The 19,842-nt window shown below is 63.1% G+C and carries 18 protein-coding genes and 1 pseudogene; 14 read left to right on the top strand and 5 right to left on the bottom strand.

Annotated elements, in window-relative coordinates:
• The first annotated feature begins 89 nt into the window (after positions 1–89).
• The gene (locus NE850_RS30100) at positions 90–947 is read left to right on the top strand and encodes a cytochrome c oxidase subunit 3 (protein WP_007179453.1); all 858 of its coding nucleotides are present in this window, start codon (positions 90–92) and stop codon (positions 945–947) included.
• 165 nt (positions 948–1,112) lie between these two features.
• Here NE850_RS30100 and NE850_RS30095 read toward each other — a convergent pair whose 3' ends face one another.
• Positions 1,113–1,322 carry a twin transmembrane helix small protein gene (locus NE850_RS30095; protein WP_007179452.1) on the bottom strand — a complete coding sequence of 70 codons (210 nt, stop codon included), beginning with the start codon at positions 1,320–1,322 and terminating at the stop codon, positions 1,113–1,115.
• A 111-nt stretch (positions 1,323–1,433) separates the two neighbouring features.
• On the opposite strand from NE850_RS30095, the gene NE850_RS30090 reads away from it, so the two are divergent.
• The 5 genes from NE850_RS30090 (at position 1,434) to NE850_RS30070 (ending at position 5,548) form a co-directional block, all read left to right on the top strand.
• Positions 1,434–2,150, top strand: coding sequence for an SURF1 family protein (locus NE850_RS30090; RefSeq protein WP_165184376.1), 717 nt, complete (start codon positions 1,434–1,436; stop codon positions 2,148–2,150).
• A gap of 69 nt (positions 2,151–2,219) precedes the next feature.
• Positions 2,220–2,882, top strand: a complete 663-nt coding sequence (locus NE850_RS30085; protein WP_007179450.1) for a hypothetical protein — start codon at positions 2,220–2,222, stop codon at positions 2,880–2,882.
• A 22-nt stretch (positions 2,883–2,904) separates the two neighbouring features.
• Positions 2,905–4,014 carry a heme A synthase gene (locus NE850_RS30080; protein ID WP_007179449.1) on the top strand — a complete coding sequence of 370 codons (1,110 nt, stop codon included), beginning with the start codon at positions 2,905–2,907 and terminating at the stop codon, positions 4,012–4,014.
• Between the two features lie 6 nt (positions 4,015–4,020).
• On the top strand, positions 4,021–4,926 hold the full coding sequence (gene cyoE, locus NE850_RS30075) for a heme o synthase (protein WP_007179448.1): 906 nt from the start codon (positions 4,021–4,023) through the stop codon (positions 4,924–4,926).
• 4 nt (positions 4,927–4,930) lie between these two features.
• On the top strand, positions 4,931–5,548 hold the full coding sequence (locus tag NE850_RS30070) for an SCO family protein (RefSeq protein WP_007179447.1): 618 nt from the start codon (positions 4,931–4,933) through the stop codon (positions 5,546–5,548).
• Positions 5,549–5,614: 66 nt separating this feature from the next.
• Here the strand turns inward: NE850_RS30070 and NE850_RS30065 are convergent, their stop codons facing one another.
• The gene (locus NE850_RS30065; protein ID WP_007179446.1) at positions 5,615–5,905 is read right to left on the bottom strand and encodes a YciI family protein; all 291 of its coding nucleotides are present in this window, start codon (positions 5,903–5,905) and stop codon (positions 5,615–5,617) included.
• A 258-nt stretch (positions 5,906–6,163) separates the two neighbouring features.
• Between NE850_RS30065 and NE850_RS30060 the strand changes: the two genes are divergently transcribed.
• Entirely contained in the window at positions 6,164–8,017 is a 1,854-nt protein-coding gene (locus tag NE850_RS30060) for a methyl-accepting chemotaxis protein (RefSeq protein WP_310699788.1), read from the top strand.
• 269 nt (positions 8,018–8,286) lie between these two features.
• Positions 8,287–9,099 (top strand): MetQ/NlpA family ABC transporter substrate-binding protein, encoded by an 813-nt coding sequence (locus NE850_RS30055; RefSeq protein ID WP_007179444.1) that lies wholly within the window; start codon positions 8,287–8,289, stop codon positions 9,097–9,099.
• Between the two features lie 14 nt (positions 9,100–9,113).
• Here NE850_RS30055 and NE850_RS30050 read toward each other — a convergent pair whose 3' ends face one another.
• Entirely contained in the window at positions 9,114–10,040 is a 927-nt protein-coding gene (locus NE850_RS30050) for a bifunctional helix-turn-helix transcriptional regulator/GNAT family N-acetyltransferase (RefSeq protein WP_007179443.1), read from the bottom strand.
• A 373-nt stretch (positions 10,041–10,413) separates the two neighbouring features.
• Here NE850_RS30050 and NE850_RS30045 point away from each other — a divergent pair, with 373 nt between their 5' ends.
• The 6 genes from NE850_RS30045 to NE850_RS30020 all read left to right on the top strand — a co-directional run bounded on the left by NE850_RS30045 (position 10,414) and on the right by NE850_RS30020 (position 19,425).
• Complete coding sequence (locus NE850_RS30045; protein ID WP_007179442.1) at positions 10,414–11,148, top strand: GntR family transcriptional regulator; 735 nt, start codon at positions 10,414–10,416, stop codon at positions 11,146–11,148.
• Positions 11,149–11,250: 102 nt separating this feature from the next.
• Positions 11,251–12,354 (top strand): N-acetylglucosamine-6-phosphate deacetylase, encoded by a 1,104-nt coding sequence (gene nagA / locus NE850_RS30040; RefSeq protein WP_007179441.1) that lies wholly within the window; start codon positions 11,251–11,253, stop codon positions 12,352–12,354.
• Complete coding sequence (locus NE850_RS30035) at positions 12,347–13,354, top strand: SIS domain-containing protein (protein WP_035517724.1); 1,008 nt, start codon at positions 12,347–12,349, stop codon at positions 13,352–13,354. Before nagA ends, NE850_RS30035 begins: the two co-directional genes overlap by 8 nt.
• Positions 13,355–13,392: 38 nt before the next feature.
• Positions 13,393–15,957 (top strand): phosphoenolpyruvate--protein phosphotransferase, encoded by a 2,565-nt coding sequence (gene ptsP / locus NE850_RS30030; RefSeq protein WP_310699787.1) that lies wholly within the window; start codon positions 13,393–13,395, stop codon positions 15,955–15,957.
• Positions 15,958–16,080: 123 nt separating this feature from the next.
• Positions 16,081–17,859 carry an N-acetylglucosamine-specific PTS transporter subunit IIBC gene (gene nagE, locus NE850_RS30025; RefSeq protein ID WP_007179438.1) on the top strand — a complete coding sequence of 593 codons (1,779 nt, stop codon included), beginning with the start codon at positions 16,081–16,083 and terminating at the stop codon, positions 17,857–17,859.
• A gap of 246 nt (positions 17,860–18,105) precedes the next feature.
• The gene (locus tag NE850_RS30020) at positions 18,106–19,425 is read left to right on the top strand and encodes a DUF1996 domain-containing protein (protein WP_007179437.1); all 1,320 of its coding nucleotides are present in this window, start codon (positions 18,106–18,108) and stop codon (positions 19,423–19,425) included.
• Positions 19,426–19,548: 123 nt separating this feature from the next.
• Here the strand turns inward: NE850_RS30020 and cydX are convergent, their stop codons facing one another.
• Together cydX and NE850_RS30010 are read right to left on the bottom strand one after the other, a co-directional pair.
• On the bottom strand, positions 19,549–19,665 hold the full coding sequence (gene cydX / locus NE850_RS30015) for a cytochrome bd-I oxidase subunit CydX (protein ID WP_007179436.1): 117 nt from the start codon (positions 19,663–19,665) through the stop codon (positions 19,549–19,551).
• A 28-nt stretch (positions 19,666–19,693) separates the two neighbouring features.
• Positions 19,694–19,842, bottom strand: a pseudogene (locus NE850_RS30010) (cytochrome d ubiquinol oxidase subunit 2); the annotation flags it as partial.

The following is a 19,842-nucleotide window of genomic DNA, read 5'->3' as shown; positions in this document are numbered from 1 at the left end:
GAATTAGAGAGAAGCGGTGCGGTATCGACGCGCCGCCGAAGATACAGCCGGAGATTCCGGAACAACTGGACTGAAGTGGAGAATCAAGAATGAGCGGTCAAAACGAGAGCCCGTACTATTTCGTACCGCATCCGTCGCGGCATCCGATCAGCGCCGCTGCTGGGTTGCTGGTCATGCTCGGATCGCTTGCGGCCTGGATCAACGAACATGACTGGGCGCCGATCGGCGTTGTCGCCGGTTTGTTGTGGCTGCTCTTTACGTTGTGGCACTGGTTCGGCGACGCGATCGCCGAGTCGGAAGGCGGCATGTACGGCAAGAACGTCGACAAGTCGTACCGTTGGAGCATGAGCTGGTTTATCTTCTCCGAAGTGATGTTCTTCGGTGCGTTCTTCGGCGCGCTGTTCTATGCGCGTGAAATCGCGCTGCATCAATTGGGCAGCCTGGATTACAAACTGATCTGGCCGGACTTCTCGGCAGTGTGGCCGAACAACGGTCCGGCAGCGCTGGTCTCGACCTTCAAGTCGATGCAACCGTGGCCGGTGCCGACCATCAACACCGCGCTGCTGCTTTCCTCGGGCGCGACGCTGACGGTATCGCACCACGCGCTGCGTGAGAATCATCGCAAGAAGGCGATCATCTGGTTGGCCGCAACGCTCGTGCTCGGCGTTTGCTTCCTGTTCCTGCAAGGCTTTGAATACTTCCACGCCTATAACGAACTGAATCTGACGCTGTCGTCGGGCGTGTATGGTTCGACGTTCTTCCTGTTGACGGGCTTTCACGGCTTCCACGTGTTCCTCGGCGGCACGATGCTGGCAGTCGTGCTGGTGCGCATGATCCGCGGTCACTTCACGGCGGACCATCACTTCGCATTCGAAGGCGCGGCCTGGTATTGGCACTTTGTGGACGTCGTGTGGCTCGGGCTGTACGTCGTCGTGTACTGGCTGTAACGCAGTCTGGCCTGCGCCGACCGGCAACCCGGAGAATGTGCAGGCCAATCGCGCAACGTCCTTCGGGACGCGGCGCACGAGCAGTATGCAAGACTTATGCAGCGCCGCCCTCGACCCTGTCAGGGCGGCGTTTTGTTTGGCGGCGTGGAGAGGGTTCCGCCGGGCTCAGCGCCCGTAGGGAATACCGGTCGACTGAATCCAGCCCATCCAGTGAGCGAACAGGATGAACAGGAACAGCGAGATCGACAGGCCCACCCGCGTGGCGAGCGACCAGACCATCCGCTTGGTTTTGCCCTTGTCATGCATCATGAAGTACAGCGCCGACACCATGCTGGCGATGATCAGGACGAAGGCGATGGGAACGAGAATGTGCATGGAACCAGCTGTAATCAGGAAGCGCAGAGGCAAGACGTTTATTATCGCACCGCGCGCCGGCGTTTGCCGCACGTCCCCCGTAACGCCACGAGTGGCCCCGGAGCGTGCCCGATGAAGATTCGCCTCGTGCCCGCGCTGTTGATTCTGCTGGTGATCGTCGTGACGGTGCGGCTGGGTTTCTGGCAGCGCGACCGCGCGCATCAGAAGGAAGCGCTCGAAGCGCACATCACGCAGTTCGAGAACGCGCCCGCGCAGCCGGTGAGCGCCGCGCCGGTCGAACTGAAGGACATCGAGTTTCATCGCGTGAAGGCGCGCGGCAGTTTCGTCGCGGATAAAGTCGTCTACCTCGATAATCGCCCGTATAACGACCAGCCGGGCTTTTACGTCGTGATGCCTTTTAAACTGGCCGACGGCGGCTACGTGCTGGTCAATCGCGGCTGGCTGCCGCGCAACATGAACAATCGCGAGACCATCGCGCCGTACACAACGCCGCAAGGCGAAATCGAGATCGAGGGCATTGCACGGGCGGACGCGTCGCGCGCCTTCGAGTTGGGGCAGGGCGGTTCAGCCGAGCATCAACTGATCCGCCAGAATCTGGATACTGCCGCATACGCCTCGGAAACCGGCTTTCCGTTGCAATCTTTCGTGATTCAGCAATTGAGCGACGACGGCGACAAACTGGTGCGCGACTGGCCCGCACCCACCAACGGTGTCGAGCGTAACTATGGCTACATGTTCCAGTGGTGGGGCATGGCGGCCGCGGCGCTGGTCTTCGGCCTGTATGCCGCACGCCGCGCCGCGAAGAAAGAGCACGCGCAGGGCGTATAACGCAGCACATGCGGCTTCGCGGCCAGAGCTGGGCCGCGAAGCCGCGCAATCACTGAAAGAGGTCCAGAAGTGTCGACGCAATCTCCCCGTTCGCCGCAAGCCGGCAAACCCGCAGCACCCAAAGTCATGCCCGGCCAACCCAACGGCAAAGGCTCGTGGGAGCGCGGCCGATGGATTCTGCTGCTGCTCGCGATCATCTGCGCCGCGCCGATCGCCGTGTCGTATTTCACGTACTACGTGATCAAGCCGACAGGCGGTAGCACGAGCTACGGCACCCTGGTCGAACCGCAACGCCCGATTCCCGATTCGCTCGCGGTCACGGGCGAAGACGGCAAGCCCGTCAAGTTCGCCACGCTGCGCGGCCGCTGGTTGTTGATCTCGGTAGACAACAGCACCTGCGACAAGGCATGCGTCACCAAGCTCTACTTCATGCGACAAATCCGCGCAGCTCAGGGCCCGGAACGCGAGCGCGTCGTGGAAGTGTGGTTACGCACCGATGCAGGCAACGTGGCAGACGTGATACAAAAGGCCTATCCCGACACCAACATGATGATCGCCGATCCGGCGCAGGTGTCGGCGTGGCTGCCTACGGAGAACGGCACGAAAATCACCGACCACATCTACATGGTCGATCCGAACGGCAATCTGATGATGCGTTTTCCGAAAGATCCGAACCCCAGCAAGATCAAGGGCGACGTGACCAAGCTGCTCAAATGGTCGAGTATCGGCTGATACCGCAACCTAGGTAAGAGAGATGTTCGTACTGCAACTGGCCCTGATCGGCTTGTGTATCGCGTTGTTGCCGTTGTCCTACGTGTGGGTCAAGGCCGACGACAACAAATTCCGCAAGCTGGTCTGGCTCACCACCTTCCTCACGCTCGATCTGGTGATGTTCGGCGGCTTCACGCGGCTCACCGATTCGGGGCTCGGCTGTCCGGACTGGCCAGGCTGTTACGGCACTTCGTCGCCGTTCATCGCGCACGCGGCGATCACGGCCGCGCATCAGGCCATGCCGACCGGACCGGTCAGCATGACGAAGGCCTGGATCGAAATGATCCACCGTTACTTCGCAATGGCGATCGGTGTGCTGATCATCGCGCAGACCGTCATCGCCTGGACGGCGCGCGTGAAGCGGCGTCCACTGCATGTGTCGCCGTGGTGGCCGACCTCGCTGTTGCTGCTGATTCTGGTGCAAGGCGCGTTCGGCGCCTGGACCGTGACGATGAAGTTGCAACCAGTCATCGTGACGACGCACTTGCTGCTCGGCCTCGCGCTGTTGGGCACGCTCGGCTGGCTGGCCGCGCGGCAGACACCGTTGCCTGCATACGAGCCCGAAGCCGCGCGCTGGCGCGCAGCCGCGCTCGCGGGTCTGGTGCTGCTGATCGCGCAAATTGCGCTGGGCGGCTGGGTCAGCACGAACTACGCGGTGCTCGCATGCACCGATTTCCCGACCTGCAATGGCCAATGGATTCCGCCGATGGACTTCGCACACGGCTTCCACCTGTGGCGCGCGCTCGGCATGACCGGCGACGGCGACGTGATCACCCAGGACGCGCTGGTGGCGATTCACTGGACGCACCGCACGTTCGCTATCGTCGTGGTCGCTTATCTGGTGTGGCTGGCGCTGAAGCTGCGCCGCTTCGAGTCGCTGCGGCGGCCGGCCAACGGCGTGCTGCTGGTGGTGCTGATCCAGTTCATCACAGGCCTGTCGAACATCGTTCTGCAATGGCCGTTGCCCATTGCGGTGGCGCATAACGGTGGGGCCGCGATCCTGCTGCTTCTGCTCGTTATGTTAAACTTTCGGATCGCTTATAGCCGTCCCGGCCGCGCCGTGTTCCCTGCGCGCGATGCCGCGCCAGCGTGACTCCACATGGACAGCACAACACTTTCCCAAACGCCCGGTAGCCGGGTCTCCCAGTACATCGCCCTGACGAAGCCGCGCGTCACGCAACTCGCCGTGTTCTGCGCCGTCATCGGCATGTTCCTGTCAACGCCCGGCATGGTGCCTTGGACTCCGCTGATCGGCGGCACGGTCGGCATCTGGTTGCTGGCCGGCGCGGCGTTCGCCATCAATTGCCTCGTCGAACAGAAAATCGACGCGAAGATGCGCCGCACCTCGTGGCGTCCATCCGCGCGCGGCGAAATCACCACCGCACAGATTCTGCTGTTCTCGGCCGTGCTCGGCGGCCTCGGCATGTGGACGCTCTACACGTTCGCCAATCCGCTCACCATGTGGCTCACACTGGCCACGTTCGTCGGCTATGCGGTCATCTATACGCTGCTGCTCAAGCCTGCCACGCCGCAGAACATCGTGATCGGCGGCGCCTCGGGCGCCATGCCGCCGGCGCTCGGCTGGGCGGCGGTCACCGGCCATGTGCCGGGCGACGCCTGGATTCTGGTGCTGATCATCTTCGTGTGGACGCCGCCGCATTTCTGGGCGCTCGCGCTGTATCGCCGCAAAGACTACGAAAACGCCGGCCTGCCGATGCTGCCGAACACGCACGGCGAGAAGTACACGCGCCTGCATATTCTGCTGTACACGGTAATCCTGTTCGCGGTCACCATGATGCCCTTCATCTCCGGCATGAGCGGCGTGGTCTACCTCGCGGCGGCGGTGCTGCTGGGCGCCGTGTTCCTTGCTTATGCGTGGAAGATCTATCGGGAGTACTCGGACGATCTGGCGCGCAAAACTTTCCGCTATTCGATCGTCTATCTCTCGCTGCTGTTTGCGGCGCTGCTGATCGACCACTATGCGCGCGTCCTGATCGGCGCGTAATATCATGCTCAAAAACCGCTTCGCGCGTACGGCGCGTGCTGCTGTGATGGCCTGCGCGCTCGGCGGCGCTTTGCTGGTGGCGGGCTGCGGCAAGCAGCCGCCGGCGTTCCAGAATCTCGACATCACTGGCAATACGCAATTCGCGAGCAACTTCTCGTTGCCCGACACGTCCGGTCACATCCGCACAATGGCGGACTACAAAGGCAAGGTGGTGGTGCTGTTCTTCGGCTACACGCATTGCCCGGATGTTTGTCCGACCACGATGGCCGAGCTCTCACAAGCGTTGCAGCAACTCGGCCCGGAAGACGCGAAGCGCGTGCAGGTGCTGTTCGTCACCGTCGACCCCGAGCGTGATACGCCGGCCTTGCTCGCGCAATACGTACCGGCGTTCAATCCGACGTTCGTCGGTTTGCGTCCGGCCGATCAGGCGCAACTCACCAGGATCACGAAAGACTTCCGCGTCTATTACGCGAAGGTGCCGGGCAAGACACCTGACAGCTACACAATGGACCACACGGCAGCGAGCTACGTGTTCGACACGGACGGCAAGCTGCGTCTTTTCGCACGCGACGGCCAGGGCGCAACGCCGTGGGTCCACGATATCAAGCTGCTGCTCGACTGATGCACCGATCCTTGCGGGCCGTGTCACATCACGCGTCCGCTTTCAACGTCCGTCGCTTTACCACGCTCAAGCCGGAATCGGCAGATTGAATCCCGCCGCAAGCCGCGTCGTCTTGAATTCCGTCACCTCGTAGCGCGCAAGGTTTTGCTGCGCGAACGGATCGCTGGCGAGAATCTCATCCAGCTTATCGCGCTCGACCCGCACTGCCAGAATGATGCCGCCGTCGCGCGGCACTTTCGGTCCTGCGGCGACGAACACGCCTGCTTCAAACTGTCGCGCCAGAAACGCGCGATGCGCTTCCAGTGCGTCGTCGATACGATCGAGCGATGCGGTGTAGATGAGGTCGATGACGTACATGCTGTTCTCTCGAGCAGTGAAATGAGCCGCCAGAACGTGCGGCGGAGCCTTGGATTATCGGTCAGAGCATGATTCATTGCGCATGATTAACCTGCCGCACGCCGCCGGGCCATGCCGACGGTTTCCTTACAACATCTCTCAAGTCGGCCGTCCGTGGTGCCGTTATATCTCTAGCAATCGTTTGCGCGCAACGCGCAACGCGCAACGCGTGCTTGCGACCGCGAACGGAATATGACTCACACGAGAGAGACCATAACAATGAGCAGGATGAGTTTGAATCGCAAACTATGGCTGTCGCTCGCGCTCGTCTGGCTGGGCCTGCTGGGTGTCGGGCTGTGGAGCGCGGTCGAAACGCGCAGCACGATGCTGGCCGAGCGCAAGGCCGGCATGGTGAATCTGGTCGATGCGGCGCAAGGTATCGTGAGCGGCTATTACGCGCTTTCGCAAAGCGGCAGAATGAGCGAGGCCGATGTACAGCGCGAAGCGCTCGCCCGTCTCGCGGCCATGCGTTACGGCGAATCCGGCTATCTGTTCGTGATGGATTCGAAGCCGGTCGTGCTGATGCATCCCACGCTGCCACAAATGACCGGCAAGGCGGTTGGCGACTTCAAGGATCCGGACGGCAAGCTCCTGTACGTGGCGATCGTCGACGCGGCCAAGGCGAGCGGGCGCGGCTTCGCGCAGTATCGCGGACGCCTGCCGCACAGCGAAACGGCAGTGCCGAAACTCAGCTACGTGGTGCACTTCGCGCCGTGGGACTGGAACATCACGAGCGGCGTGTTCATCAAGGACATCGACACCGTCTACTACGAAACGCTGCTTGGGCACCTTGCCGTCGTGCTGGTCATTGGCGCGATCATCTCGCTGGCGATGCTGCTGATCATCCGCAACGTGCGCGCGAGTCTCGGCGGCGAGCCCGGCCAGGCGGCGCGGCTCGCGGCGAGTATTGCGCAAGGCGATCTGACCCAAGTGGTCGACGTTCGTCCGCACGACAAGACCAGCATGATGGCGGCCATGAACGATATGCAGAACCGGCTGCAGCGGACCATCGGTGAGATTCGTCGCTCGGCGGAGTCCATCGCGTCGGCTACGCAGCAGATTGCGGCGGGCAACAGCGATCTGTCACAGCGCACCGAGCAGCAGGCCGCTTCGCTGCAGGAAACGGCGGCGAGCATGGAAGAGCTCACCGCAACGGTCAAGCAGAACGCCGACAACGCGCGGCAGGCGAGCGGACTCGCGCATAACGCGTCCGAAATCGCGACGCGCGGCAACGACGTGGTGAGTCGCGTGATCGGCACGATGGGCGAGATCAATGACAGCTCGCGGCAGATTGCGGAGATCATCGGCGTGATCGAAGGCATTGCTTTTCAGACCAACATTCTTGCGTTGAACGCGGCCGTCGAAGCTGCGCGTGCCGGTGAGCAGGGGCGCGGTTTTGCCGTCGTCGCGGGCGAGGTGCGCAGCCTCGCGCAGCGCTCGGGAACGGCGGCCAAGGAGATCAAGCAGTTGATCAGCGCGTCGGTGGAGCGCGTGCACAACGGCTCGACTCTCGTGCAGCAGGCCGGCACGACGATGGGCGAGATTCTGCAAGCCGTGCAGCGCGTGACCGACATCATGGGCGAGATCGCTGCGGCATCCGAAGAACAAAGCAGCGGCATTTCGCAGGTTGGCCGCGCCGTCACGCAGATGGACGAAGTCACGCAGCAAAACGCAGCACTCGTCGAGCAGGCGGCGGCCGCGGCGGCTTCGTTGCAGGATCAGGCGGGGCGTCTGCGTGAAGCGGTGAACGCGTTTCGCGTGAATGGTGCGGAAGATGCCTCGCGGGGTTCGGCTGTGGTGGCGGCGCGCAGAGTGACGGCGACGGTGACCCAGGCGACGGTGACTCAGGCGACGGCAGCGCGCGACATCGGCGCGGGATCGCAATCCGCGCCGGCATTGGCGCGCGCGGAGCCTAAGCTGTCGGCGTCAGCAAGGGCATCCGGCGCGTCGGCTTCGGTCTCTGCGCCGGCCTCGGCCACGCCCGTCGCGAGCGCGAAGCCGGCCGCCGTGCCGCGCGCAGCGGCCGAGGCCGCCAAGGCCACCCAGCCCGACGACGACTGGACCGCGTTCTGACCACTGCGGACCACTGCGGAGGACCACTGCGCACCGCGTACCGCTCCTGCGCGCACGCGGTCCCGCCCGGTTCCACGCGCATAACCATATGCAATCGTCGTATTTCCCATCTCGCCGGGCGTATGAGACCATTTGCGGTCCAGTTGGCGACGCATTGCCAAAAACAATGTTTGCCGCCCACTTCCACCCGAATCTGACATCGATCAGAAATCGATGACTTGTCGATAAAGCCGTCGACAAAGCCTTCGATTAGAAACAGCGAGAATCACATGCAGCGCAGAAACATCCTCAAAGCCCTCTCGGCAGTCATCGCCGGCGCGGCGATCGTCACCAGCTTCGGTGCGCACGCCGACGACAAAGTGATCAAGGTCGGCACCATCGGCGGCCCGGATGCGCAAATCTGGGAAGTCGTCACGAAAGTGGCGAAGCGCGAAGGCCTGAACGTGAAGGTCGTCGAATTCAACGACTACGTGCAGCCGAATGCCGCGCTCGACGCGGGCGATCTCGACGCCAACAGCTTCCAGCATCAGCCGTACCTCGACAGCCAGATCAAGCAGCGCGGCTACAAGATCGTCAACGTCGGCCTCACGTACATTTCGCCGCTCGGCATCTACTCGAAGAAGCTGAAGTCGCTGAAGGATCTGCCGCAAGGCGCGAAGGTCGCGGTGCCGAACGATCCGTCGAACGAAAACCGCGCGCTGCTGTTGCTGCAAACGCAAGGCGTGATCAAGCTGAAGGCCGGCGCCGGCACGAACGGCAACAACGCGACGCCGCTCGACGTCGCCGAGAATCCGAAGAAGATCAAGCTGGTCGAACTCGACGCCGCACAATTGCCGCGCTCGCTGTCGGACGTGGACGCCGCCGCGATCAACACGAACTTCGCGTTGGCCGCCGGCCTGCAGCCGACCAAAGACGCGATCGCGCTCGAAGACGTGCATAGCCCGTACGCGAACCTGATTGCCGTGCGCACGCAGGACAAGGACAAGCCGTGGGTCAGGAAGCTGGTTGCCGCTTATCAGTCGGAAGACGTGCGCCAATTCATCAAGACGCAGTTCAAGGGTTCGGTGGTGCCTTCGTTCTAAGCCGCGACGCTTTTCTACAGATCCAGCTCCCATCGCTCGATCGTCAGGTTCTTGCCGAAACGGCGCTCAGCCGCCGCGCCGGCAAGCCTGAAGCCGGCGCGCTCGCACAGACGCCGCGGTTGTCCCAGCGAGGCAGCCGTAGTTAGCGTGAGCTTCGTGTAGCCCGCGCGCTTCGCGAAGCGCGTGCATTCGCTTAGCAACTGTGTGCCAATGCCCAGACGCTGCACGTCCGGTTCGACCCATAGAAGCCGCACGCCCGCCACCGTCGTCGACACACCGACGACGCATACCGAGCCGACCACCACGCCTTCCTGATCGGCCACCCAGCACATCTCCCGTACCGGATCGTTGCGTTGCGCGTAATCGGCGACGATTCGCGCGAGCAATCCTTCAAACGACTGATCCCAGCCGTATTGCGCGGCGAACCACTGCGCCTGCCGATGCACGAGCCAGCCGCATTCGCCTGCGCGCGGCTGGCGCAGTATCACGAGTTCGTGCGTGGGCCCGGTTCCGAGCAGCCGCTCGATCACCTTCATCGCAGCGATCAGCTGATCCTGGGAGAGGGGCGAGAGGCCGGCGAGCAACATCGACACCTCCTCGATCGCCGCGTTATCGAGCGGCACGTAGGCAGCGTGGCCATTGTCCGTGAGGGCGATCAGCGACTGGCGCGCGTCCGTCTCGGACGGGCGGCGCGTGATCAGATTGCGTCGTTCGAAGCTGGTCAACAGGCGGCTGAGATAACCGCTGTCGAGGCCGAGAGCGCGCCCGAGCACCGAGGCGGTTTGCGCACGCCCCCGGTGGAGTTCGTGCAGCACGCGCACCTCTGTCAGTGAGAACGCGCTCTTTGCCAGATGCTCGTGGAGTGCGCCAATGTGCTGGGCGTAGAAGCGGTTGAAATGGCGGACGGCCTGAGCGCGCCGCAGCGCCTCGGAATCGGTCAAATGCTGCTCCCCGGGGGAATTTTTGTGGCTTGCTACCCAGCACTATATTGGAACGCCCTCCTTTGCAAAAGCCGTCCCAGCAAGGGATTGCTTGAACTGGTACTAAAAAGGTATCGATGGCGGCTCTGGTTCTGGCAGGGTGAGGAGCATGTTTGCACCGCCTGGTCGCCTTCCGAGCGACGAGTACGGGTAAATCCTGGGCCCCGAAAACCTCTCTCCAACCCTTGCAAATACCCCTTCGAGCCTTATCCGGCAAGGCTTTGCGCGCTACCGTACCAACATGGAACCAATCGATTGACTGGTATTATGTTGGTTATATAATGGGCTCTCATTTTTCGTAGGCCTACCTTTTCGCGACGGCCGCCGGAGTCCCATGGAAACTCGCTGGTCCGCACTGATGCCTGACGCCCGCAACGTCACGCCGCTCTATTTGCAGCTCGCGCGCAATCTTGCGACAGCGATTCATTGCGGCGTGTGGTCGGCGGGTGAAGCGCTGCCCTCGGAGCGCACGCTTTCGGACGCGATCGGCGTGTCGCGCATCACGGCGCGCAAGGCGATCGAGTTGCTGGTCGAGCAAGGGCTGATCCGGCGCGCGCGTGGCGCGGGCAGTTTCATCACGCCGCGCGTCGAAGACCCGCTCTCGCGGCTCACCGGTTTCACGAAGAAGATGCAGCAGCGCGGTTTCCGGCCGGATTCGGTATGGCTCGAGCGCGATATCCGCGCCGCCAACCGTGACGAACTGGTGCATCTCGGGCTGTCGCCCGGCGCGGCGGTGGCGAGTCTGCGGCGGCTGCGGCGCGCGGACGGCATCGTCATGGCGGTCGAGCATTCGGCGCTGCCGGCGGCGATCGTGCCCGACCCGCAAGCCATCGGCGATTCGCTTTACAGCTATCTCGAACACCGTGGCGCGGCTGTCGTGCGCGCGTTGCAGCACTTTCGCGCGGTCAACGCTTCGAGCGAGATCGCCGCATTGATGGATATCGAACCGCGCTCGGCGCTGCTGGTCATTACCCGTATCGGCTATAGCGCCGATCAGCGCGCAATCGAGTTGACCGACACGTATTGCCGCGACGATTACTACGACTTTGTCGCTGAATTGCGCACCTGATCTGCTCGACGAGGCAGCGCGCGAAGCCGGCAACTCAAGGTGCGCAGCCGCCCTCAGGCGCCATTCAGTCACGCCCCGTATCACGCCTCACCAGAGAGAATCATGCTGACCGGAAACATACTCACCACCGATGGGTGGATTCACGGCACGCTCGAATACGAAAACGGCCGCATCACGGCGCTCGCCGGCGACCGAGTCGATCCGTCGACCAACGACGCGCCGTACATCCTGCCCGGCTTCATCGATTTGCACGTGCATGGCGGCGGCGGTTCCGACGTGATGGAAGGCAACAACGCGATCGAAACCATCACTCGCACGCATGCACGTTACGGCACGACGAGCCTGCTCGCCACCACCATGACCGCGCCGCGCGACGAACTGATGAGCGTCGTTGCGGGCCTCGGCCACAACGCGCGGATCCGCACGCCGGGCGGCGCGCGCGTGCTCGGCGTGCATCTGGAAGGGCCGTATATCAATCCCGGCAAGCTCGGCGCGCAACCGGACGCAGCGGTTTCGGCGGTGATGGACGAAGTGCTGAAGTATCTGTCCATCGCGCCGATTCGCGTGGTCACGCTCGCGCCGGAGATTGCCGGCCACATGGAGATCATCTCCGAGATGGCGGCGCGCGGCGTGCGTGTGCAACTGGGTCATTCGCTCGGCACCTACGACGACGCCGTCGCCGCGCTCAAGCACGGCGCCTGCGGCTTCACGCACCTGTTCAACGCGATGTCGCCGCTGCACCATCGCAATCCCGGTCTCGTCGGCGCGGCGCTCGCGCACGCCGAGTTTGCGGAAATCATTCCCGATCTGCTGCACGTCCATCCGGGTGCGATCCGCGCGGCATTGCGCGCGATTCCGCGTCTCTACGTGGTCACGGACAGCACCTCGGCCACCGGCATGCCCGACGGCGAATACCGCCTCGGCAGCCAGCATGTGACGAAGTGCCTCGGCGGCGTGCGTCTCGCCGACGGCACGCTCGCCGGCAGCACCCTGACGATGGATCAGGCGCTGCGCAATCTTGTATCGATCGGCTTGCCGATCGCCGATGTATCGAACCGTTTGTCGCGCTACGCCGCCGACTACCTGGGCATCGAGGACCGCGGCCGCATCGCGCGCGGCGCATGGGCCGACGTGGTCGTGTTCGATCGTGAACTGGCGTTGAGCGCGACTTACGTCGAAGGAGAAGCAATTGTCGAATATGCTTAAAGAGGCGCTGGCATCCGCTGAAACGGTCGCCGCGCAACTCACGGATACCTCGCGCGTCGAGGCGTTGGCGGCGAAGCTCGCCGAAGAGCCGCGTCATGTCGCGCTGACGGTCGCGCGCGGCAGCTCCGATCACGCCGCGAGTTACTTCGCCAGCCTGACGATGAGCCGCCTCGGCGTGCCGGTCGCCTCGCTGCCGATGTCGGTCGCCACGCTGCAACAGGCGCCGTTGCAGGTGCGCGATCAGCTCGCGCTGGCCTTCTCGCAATCGGGCAAGAGCCCGGACCTCGTCGGCACAATGGAAGCGTTGCGCAAAGCGGGCGCGTTGACCGTCGCCGCCGTGAACGTGTCGGGCTCACCCCTGGCCGACGCGTGTGAATTCGAGTTGCCGCTCGTCGCCGGTCCGGAACTGAGCGTCGCGGCTACGAAGAGCTATATCGCGATGCTGTCGATTTCCGCGCAACTCGTCGCGCATTGGCAGAACGACGCCGAACTGCTCGCGGCGTTGAAGACGCTGCCCGAAGCACTGCGGGCAGCGGGCAAGCTCGACTGGTCGAATGCCGTGGAGGAATTGCGCGGCGTGGAGCGCATGATCGTGATCGGCCGTGGTCTGGGTCTTGCGATCGCGCAGGAAGCCGCGCTGAAACTGAAGGAAACCTCCGGCATTCAGGCCGAAGCGTTTTCGAGCGCGGAAGTGCGCCACGGTCCAATGGAACTGATCGACCGCGACTACCCTCTGCTGGTCTTCGCACCGCGTGGACCCGAGCAAGCCGGCTTGCTGCAACTCGCGCGCGACATGAAGGCACGCGGCGCCCGTGTTCTGCTCGCGGCGCCGGCCGAGGTGCCGGAAGCCACGCTACCACTCGCTACCACCGCTCATGCGGCGCTCGATCCGATCGCCGCCATTCTGTCCTTTTACGTGATGGCCGCCGGCCTTGCCGCCGCGCGCGGGCGCAATCCCGATGCGCCGCGCCATCTCAACAAAGTCACCGAAACTCACTGACGAGAAATCAGATGCGACGTGTCGAGGAGTCCCGCTTGATGAGCCATTCTGAAGGCCATATCGTTTTACTCGCGCCCATGACCGGTCCGGTCGTGCCGCTCGCGAACGTGCCCGACCCTGTATTTTCGGGCGGTATGTTCGGTGACGGCATCGGCATCGATCCGCTCGAGGGACGGCTCGTCGCGCCCTGCGACGGTACCGTCACGCATCTCGCGCGCACCGGTCACGCGGTGACGCTGGCTACTGCCGAAGGCGCCGAGATTCTGCTGCACATCGGTATCGATACAGTCGCCCTGAACGGCAAGGGTTTTGCGCCGATGGTCGCGCAAGGCGCCCATGTGCGCGCCGGTCAGGTGCTGATCGAGTTCGACCAGGATCAGGTCGCGTTGAACGCGCCGAGCCTCGTATCGGTGGTCGCGATCGCCAACTCCGATGCGTTCGAAATCGTCGAGCGCGTGCAAGGCGGCCTGCTGAAGGCGGGTGAAACGCCGCTGCTGGTGCTGCGCGCGCGCGATGGTGCGGCTGCCGAGGCTTCGCGTCAGGCAAGTGCGACGAACGTCGCGGAAGAAGCGCGTCAGCAAGTCACACTGGTTCATGCAGGTGGTCTGCATGCACGTCCGGCGGCGCGTGCCCGTGAAGCGGCGCGTGGTTTCGACGCACGCGTGGAAGTGCGTTACGAAGGGCGCAAGGCGGCGATCGAAAGCGTGGTCGGTTTGCTGGGACTCGGCGCAGGTGAAGGCGCGACGGTCGAATTGCTCGGCGTCGGTCCGCAAGCCAGGGCCGCGATCGAAGCCATTGCTCACGAATTGACGCGTGAAGCACATGGTGAAGCGGAAGAAAAACCCGCGCGTGAAAGTTCGCCGGCGCCGCAGGCCGTGGGGCATGCGGCAGGCGAAGCGCTCGCCCCGAATACGCTTGCCGGCGTCTGCGCCGCGCCGGGCGTCGCGGTCGGCAAGCTGGTGCGCTGGGACGACGCGGACATCGATCCGCCGGAGAAGGCGGCCGGCACGTCGGCTGCGGAGAGCCGGTTGCTCGACAAGGCGATTGCCACCGTCGATGCGGACCTCGGCACGACCGTGCGTGACGCATCGCAACGCGGCGCGGTCGGCGAAGCGGGCATTTTCGCGGTGCACCGCGTGCTGCTCGAAGATCCCACGCTGCTCGACGCCGCGCGCGATCTGATCAGCCTCGGCAAGAGCGCCGGCTTTGCATGGCGTGAAGCGATCCGTGCGCAGATCGCCATCCTTGCGAAAATCGAAGACGCGTTGCTCGCGGAACGTGCCGCCGATCTGCGCGACATCGAAAAGCGCGTGCTGCGCTCGCTCGGTTATACGAACGCCGCGCCGCGCGCGTTGCCGGAAGAAGCGGTGCTTGCAGCGGAAGAGTTCACGCCGTCCGATCTTTCAACGCTGGATCGCTCGCGCGTTACCGCGTTGGTGATGGCGCGTGGCGGCGCGACCTCGCACGCGGCGATTCTCGCGCGTCAGGCGGGCATTCCCGCGCTGGTGGCAGTCGGCGACGCGCTGCATGCAATCCCTGAAGGCACGCAAGTGGTGGTGAACGCCACCAACGGCCGCCTCGAATTCGCACCGACCGAGCTCGACGTCGAACGCGCACGTCTGGAGCGCACGCGTCTTGCCGGTGTGCGCGAAGCCAATCGCCGCACCTCGCAGCAGGCGGCCGTCACGTCCGACGGCCGCGCAATCGAAGTGGCCGCGAACATCGCCACGCTCGACGACGCGAAAACCGCCGTCGAAAACGGCGCCGATTCCGTTGGCCTGCTGCGCACCGAACTGCTGTTTATTCACCGCGCCGCCGCGCCGACCACGGACGAACATCGTCAGAGCTACCAGGCAATCGTCGACGCGTTGAGCGGCCGCACCGCGATCATCCGCACGCTGGATGTCGGCGCGGACAAGGAAGTGGATTATCTGACGCTGCCGCCCGAACCGAATCCCGCGCTCGGCTTGCGCGGCATCCGCCTCGCGCAAGTGCGCCCGGATCTGCTCGACGATCAGTTGCGCGGTCTGCTCGCGGTGCGTCCGCTCGGTGCCGTGCGCATTCTGCTGCCGATGGTGACCGATGTCGGCGAATTGATCCGCATCCGCAAGCGTATCGACGAATTCGCGCGCGAGTCGGGCCGCACGGAGCCGATCGAAGTCGGCGTGATGATCGAAGTGCCATCGGCGGCGCTGCTTGCCGATCAACTGGCGCAACACGCGGATTTCCTCTCGATCGGCACTAACGATCTGACGCAATACACGCTCGCGATGGACCGTTGCCAGGCCGACCTCGCCGCGCAGGCGGACGGTTTGCATCCGGCGGTGCTGCGCCTGATCGCGGCCACGGTGCAAGGTGCCGGCAAGCACGGCAAATGGGTCGGTGTGTGCGGCGCGCTGGCGGGCGATCCGCTCGCCATGCCGCTGCTCGTCGGCCTCGGCGTGACCGAGCTTTCGGTGGATCCGGTCTCGGTGCCGGGCATCAAGGCGAGGGTGCGCAACCTCGATTATCAACTGTGCCGTCAACGCGCCCAGGATGCCCTGGCGCTCGAATCGGCGCAGGCGGTAAGAGCAGTAAGCCGCGAAACCTGGCTTTTGGACTGAACTCCACACGGTCCGCAGCCAGCTTCGCCCGGTCATCAACCGGAGCTACAAGACTCGACAACAACGTTCGATAACGACGTTCGATAACGACGTTCAACAAAGAGACAAGGATTGGAGGTATCAATGGATGGGAATCCGTTTCTGAAGATTCAGCGGCTGGGACGCGCGCTGATGCTGCCGATCGCGGTGCTGCCGGTTGCCGGCCTGCTGCTGCGACTCGGCCAACCCGATGTTTTCAACATCAAGATGATCGCCGACGCCGGCGGCGCGATCTTCGACAACCTGCCGCTTCTCTTCGCGATCGGCGTGGCAGTCGGCTTCGCGAAAGACAACAACGGCGTGGCGGGTCTCGCGGGCGCGATCGGTTATCTGGTCGAAGTCGCGGTGATGAAGGACATCAACGACAAGCTCAACATGGGCGTGTTGTCCGGGATCGTGGCGGGTATCGTCGCGGGCTTGCTGTACAACAAATACAAGGACATCAAGCTGCCCGACTACCTCGCGTTCTTCGGAGGGAAACGCTTCGTGCCGATTGTCACGGGGGTGGTCTGCCTCGCGCTCGGCATCGTGTTCGGCTATGTGTGGCAACCGGTGCAGGCCGTGATCGATACGGCCGGCCACTGGCTGACCACCGCCGGTGCGCTCGGCGCGTTCGTGTTCGGCGTGCTGAACCGTTTGCTGCTCGTCACGGGTTTGCATCACATCCTCAATTCGCTGACGTGGTTTGTGTTCGGCACGTTCACGCCGCCGGGCGGCGCTGCCGTGACGGGCGACCTGCATCGCTTCTTTGCGGGCGACCCGACTGCGGGCACCTTCATGACAGGCTTCTTCCCGGTCATGATGTTCGGCCTGCCGGCTGCCTGTCTCGCGATGTTCCACGAAGCGCCGAAGGAACGCCGCGCGGTGGTCGGCGGCCTGCTGTTCTCGATGGCGCTGACGTCGTTCCTGACGGGCGTGACCGAGCCGATCGAATTCAGCTTCATGTTCCTCGCACCGGTGCTGTATGTGATCCACGCGTTGTTGACGGGCCTTTCGCTCGCGATCTGTTCCGCGCTCGGCATTCACCTCGGCTTCACATTCTCCGCCGGCGCAATCGACTACGTGCTGAACTATGGCCTGTCGACGAGGGGCTGGTGGGCGATCCCGATCGGTCTCGTCTATATGGTGGTGTACTACGGCCTGTTCCGCTTCTTCATCCGCAAATTCAACATGGCGACGCCGGGCCGCGAACCCGCCGCAGCCGACGAACAGGTCGATTCGTTCACCGCGGGCGGTTTTGTTTCGCCGGTCGCCAGCGCAGCTGTGCCGCGTGCGCAGCGTTATATCGCCGCACTGGGCGGCGCGTCGAATCTGTCGGTGGTGGATGCGTGCACGACGCGTTTGCGTCTGTCGGTGGTCGATTCGAACAAGGTCTCCGAAAGCGAACTGAAGACGATTGGTGCGCGCGGTGTGCTCAAGCGCGGTTCGACCAACGTGCAGGTGATCATCGGGCCGGAGGCGGATATCATCGCGGACGAAATCCGCACGGTGATCGCGCAAGGTGGCGGCGATACAGTGAAGCCGATGGCTGCTGTTCCTGCTGCTGCGGCCGCGCCGGCCGCAGCAGCGGGTGATCAAGCTCAAGACGGTCCGCTCGATCCTGAACCACTGCGCTGGCTTGCCGTATTCGGCGGCGCAGGCAACATCGTGTCGCTGGATGCGGTGGCGGCAACGCGTCTGCGAGTGGTTGTGCGCGATCCGTCGGCGGTCGATCGGCAACGTCTGGCGACGCTCGATACGGCATGGGTCTCGGCGGACACGTTCCATATCGTTGTCGGCGACGCGGCGCAGCGCTACGCTGAAAAGCTGGCGGTGCGTTTGTCGCCGGTTACGGGCGCTGGTGCGGCGCCGCAGCCCGCGTAATCTTTTCGACGCTTCGAGCCGCGCAGACTTTGGTCTACTGAGCGGTTCGCGAGCTGCGAGATTCGAAAGGCCTCCGGGGAAATTCCGGGGGCTTTATTTTCTGCCCACGCCAGATACGAATGCATGGCGGTGCGACGCAGTAGCGCAGAGACAGTCATTTTTCAAAACAATTGGGTAAGCTAACTAATGAGATTCGGATGCCTTGTCATGCCGGCAGGGTGTTTCGTTCGTGCTCAGGAGTGGCTCATGTCAATGCGTTTTGCGATCTGTCTCATCTTTCTTCTACCGGTTGGCTCCGCCTACGCCGGCCAGTTCAGTGTCCAATGCGCGTATTCGCATACGCTGCCGGACGACGCAATCATCTATCCAGGTCAGCCCGGCAGGGCTATGGTGCACGACTTTTTCGGTAACACAGGTGCCGATGCGTACAGTACGTACTACTCCCTGAATGACAATAAGGTCACCACCTGCAACGCAGCGGCGGATCTTTCATCGTACTGGGTTCCCCAGTTAAACCGCGCGTCGGGAATTGTCGTGCCGGGCTATCAGAAGACCTACTATAAGAACGATCAACCGGTGGTTGCACTGCAGACGATTCCAGCGGGGCTGGAAATGCTGGCGGGCGATCACCACTCGTCGTCGCCCAAGCCGCAGATCAACTATCTGTGCCGCGGCGGTTCCTACACGCAAATCGCGCCGACCCGTTGCCCGGTCGTAACGGACAGTAGCGGCACATACGCGCAACTCGATATCTCGGTCCATTTTCCGGATTGTTGGGACGGACGGACCCTGGTGCCGAACATGGCCAGCCACATCATGAATATGGCCTACCGGCAGTCCGACGGGAAATGTCCGGCTGCTTATCCCGTCAAGATTCCGGAATTGCAACTCAACGTTGCGTACGACCTGGGTCAGGATCCTGACCTTTCCACCGCGCAACTGTCGATGGACCCGATTCTCGTGAATGGCACGTGGGTGCCGCAATGGGGAAGCCTATATACCGCGCATGCCGACTTCATCAACGCATGGAAGACCGATTCTCTGCAGTATGCCGTCGACAATTGTTCCAATGCGGATAATGCGTGCAGCAATAACATCCCGACGTACTACTCGAAGGCTAGCGCCGATGCATGGATGGACAGCGGCGGCGTTGCGCACGCGAGCGGCAGCACGATGATTTCGGACGCGGGAAGTATGGTGTTGATTAAATTCCCAACGCCTGCAAACCTGAAGGACTATCCTTATACCAACTCGTATTTACAGACCCTTGCGCAGAATGTCACGGATACGAGTGCGGTGATGCTGGATATCTACGCTGCCTCCACGAACTGGGACGACACCGCGAACCTGCCAACGGCAGCGGCCTGCAACACGCACCAGCGAATCGGCGGCATCTACCTGGACAACGCGCTGCAGCCGCGCAACAACGACATCACACCGTATGTTGCATCGCAAGTCGCTGCGGGATCGTCGCAGATCGGCGTGTGCATTCGCAACGCAACCGGCAGGACCGTGCAGATTTCTTCTCGCGACGGAACACGAACACCTGCGCTGTTCATGAAGTAATTCGGGCGGCGTGAGAGCAGGTGGGCACCGTATCCGGTCGAGTCGTGAGCAAAAAAATCGGCGCCTCGAAATTTCAGAGGCGCCAATTTTTTGCTCACCGGCGCGCGGCCGGTAGAAGGCGCATCAATGCGTCTTATGCTTGCCTGCTTCCTGCGGCCGGCGCGATTCGAACCACATCACGTTGATGATGCCGAACGCCAACGCCACGCCGATTCCGAGAATCCAACTGAAATACCACATCACAAACTCCTGTTAAGCGTATTGCCGGTCAATACATCGAATGGTGATTTTCTTCGAGCGCCGCGGCCGTCACCTTGCCGCGCATCACGCGATACACCCAGCTCGTGTAGATCAGGATGAGCGGCAGGAACACGATCACGGCGATCAGCATGATCTGCAGCGTCATGCGGCTCGAGG

The organism is Paraburkholderia sp. USG1 (genome assembly GCF_031570135.1).
GTDB lineage: Bacteria > Pseudomonadota > Gammaproteobacteria > Burkholderiales > Burkholderiaceae > Paraburkholderia > Paraburkholderia dioscoreae.
This window is presented reverse-complemented; position numbering and strand designations above follow the sequence as displayed.

Coding starts and splice junctions, on each gene's coding strand:
- nagE (WP_007179438.1), top strand. CDS start 16,081: ATGGATGGGAATCCGTTTCTGAAGATTCAGCGGCTGGGACGCGCGCTG.
- NE850_RS30020 (WP_007179437.1), top strand. CDS start 18,106: ATGTCAATGCGTTTTGCGATCTGTCTCATCTTTCTTCTACCGGTTGGC.
- NE850_RS30090 (WP_165184376.1), top strand. CDS start 1,434: ATGAAGATTCGCCTCGTGCCCGCGCTGTTGATTCTGCTGGTGATCGTC.
- cyoE (WP_007179448.1), top strand. CDS start 4,021: ATGGACAGCACAACACTTTCCCAAACGCCCGGTAGCCGGGTCTCCCAG.
- NE850_RS30095 (WP_007179452.1), bottom strand. CDS start 1,322: ATGCACATTCTCGTTCCCATCGCCTTCGTCCTGATCATCGCCAGCATG.
- NE850_RS30055 (WP_007179444.1), top strand. CDS start 8,287: ATGCAGCGCAGAAACATCCTCAAAGCCCTCTCGGCAGTCATCGCCGGC.
- NE850_RS30065 (WP_007179446.1), bottom strand. CDS start 5,905: ATGTACGTCATCGACCTCATCTACACCGCATCGCTCGATCGTATCGAC.
- NE850_RS30060 (WP_310699788.1), top strand. CDS start 6,164: ATGAGCAGGATGAGTTTGAATCGCAAACTATGGCTGTCGCTCGCGCTC.
- NE850_RS30070 (WP_007179447.1), top strand. CDS start 4,931: ATGCTCAAAAACCGCTTCGCGCGTACGGCGCGTGCTGCTGTGATGGCC.
- NE850_RS30035 (WP_035517724.1), top strand. CDS start 12,347: ATGCTTAAAGAGGCGCTGGCATCCGCTGAAACGGTCGCCGCGCAACTC.
- NE850_RS30045 (WP_007179442.1), top strand. CDS start 10,414: ATGGAAACTCGCTGGTCCGCACTGATGCCTGACGCCCGCAACGTCACG.
- NE850_RS30080 (WP_007179449.1), top strand. CDS start 2,905: ATGTTCGTACTGCAACTGGCCCTGATCGGCTTGTGTATCGCGTTGTTG.
- nagA (WP_007179441.1), top strand. CDS start 11,251: ATGCTGACCGGAAACATACTCACCACCGATGGGTGGATTCACGGCACG.
- cydX (WP_007179436.1), bottom strand. CDS start 19,665: ATGTGGTATTTCAGTTGGATTCTCGGAATCGGCGTGGCGTTGGCGTTC.
- NE850_RS30100 (WP_007179453.1), top strand. CDS start 90: ATGAGCGGTCAAAACGAGAGCCCGTACTATTTCGTACCGCATCCGTCG.
- ptsP (WP_310699787.1), top strand. CDS start 13,393: ATGAGCCATTCTGAAGGCCATATCGTTTTACTCGCGCCCATGACCGGT.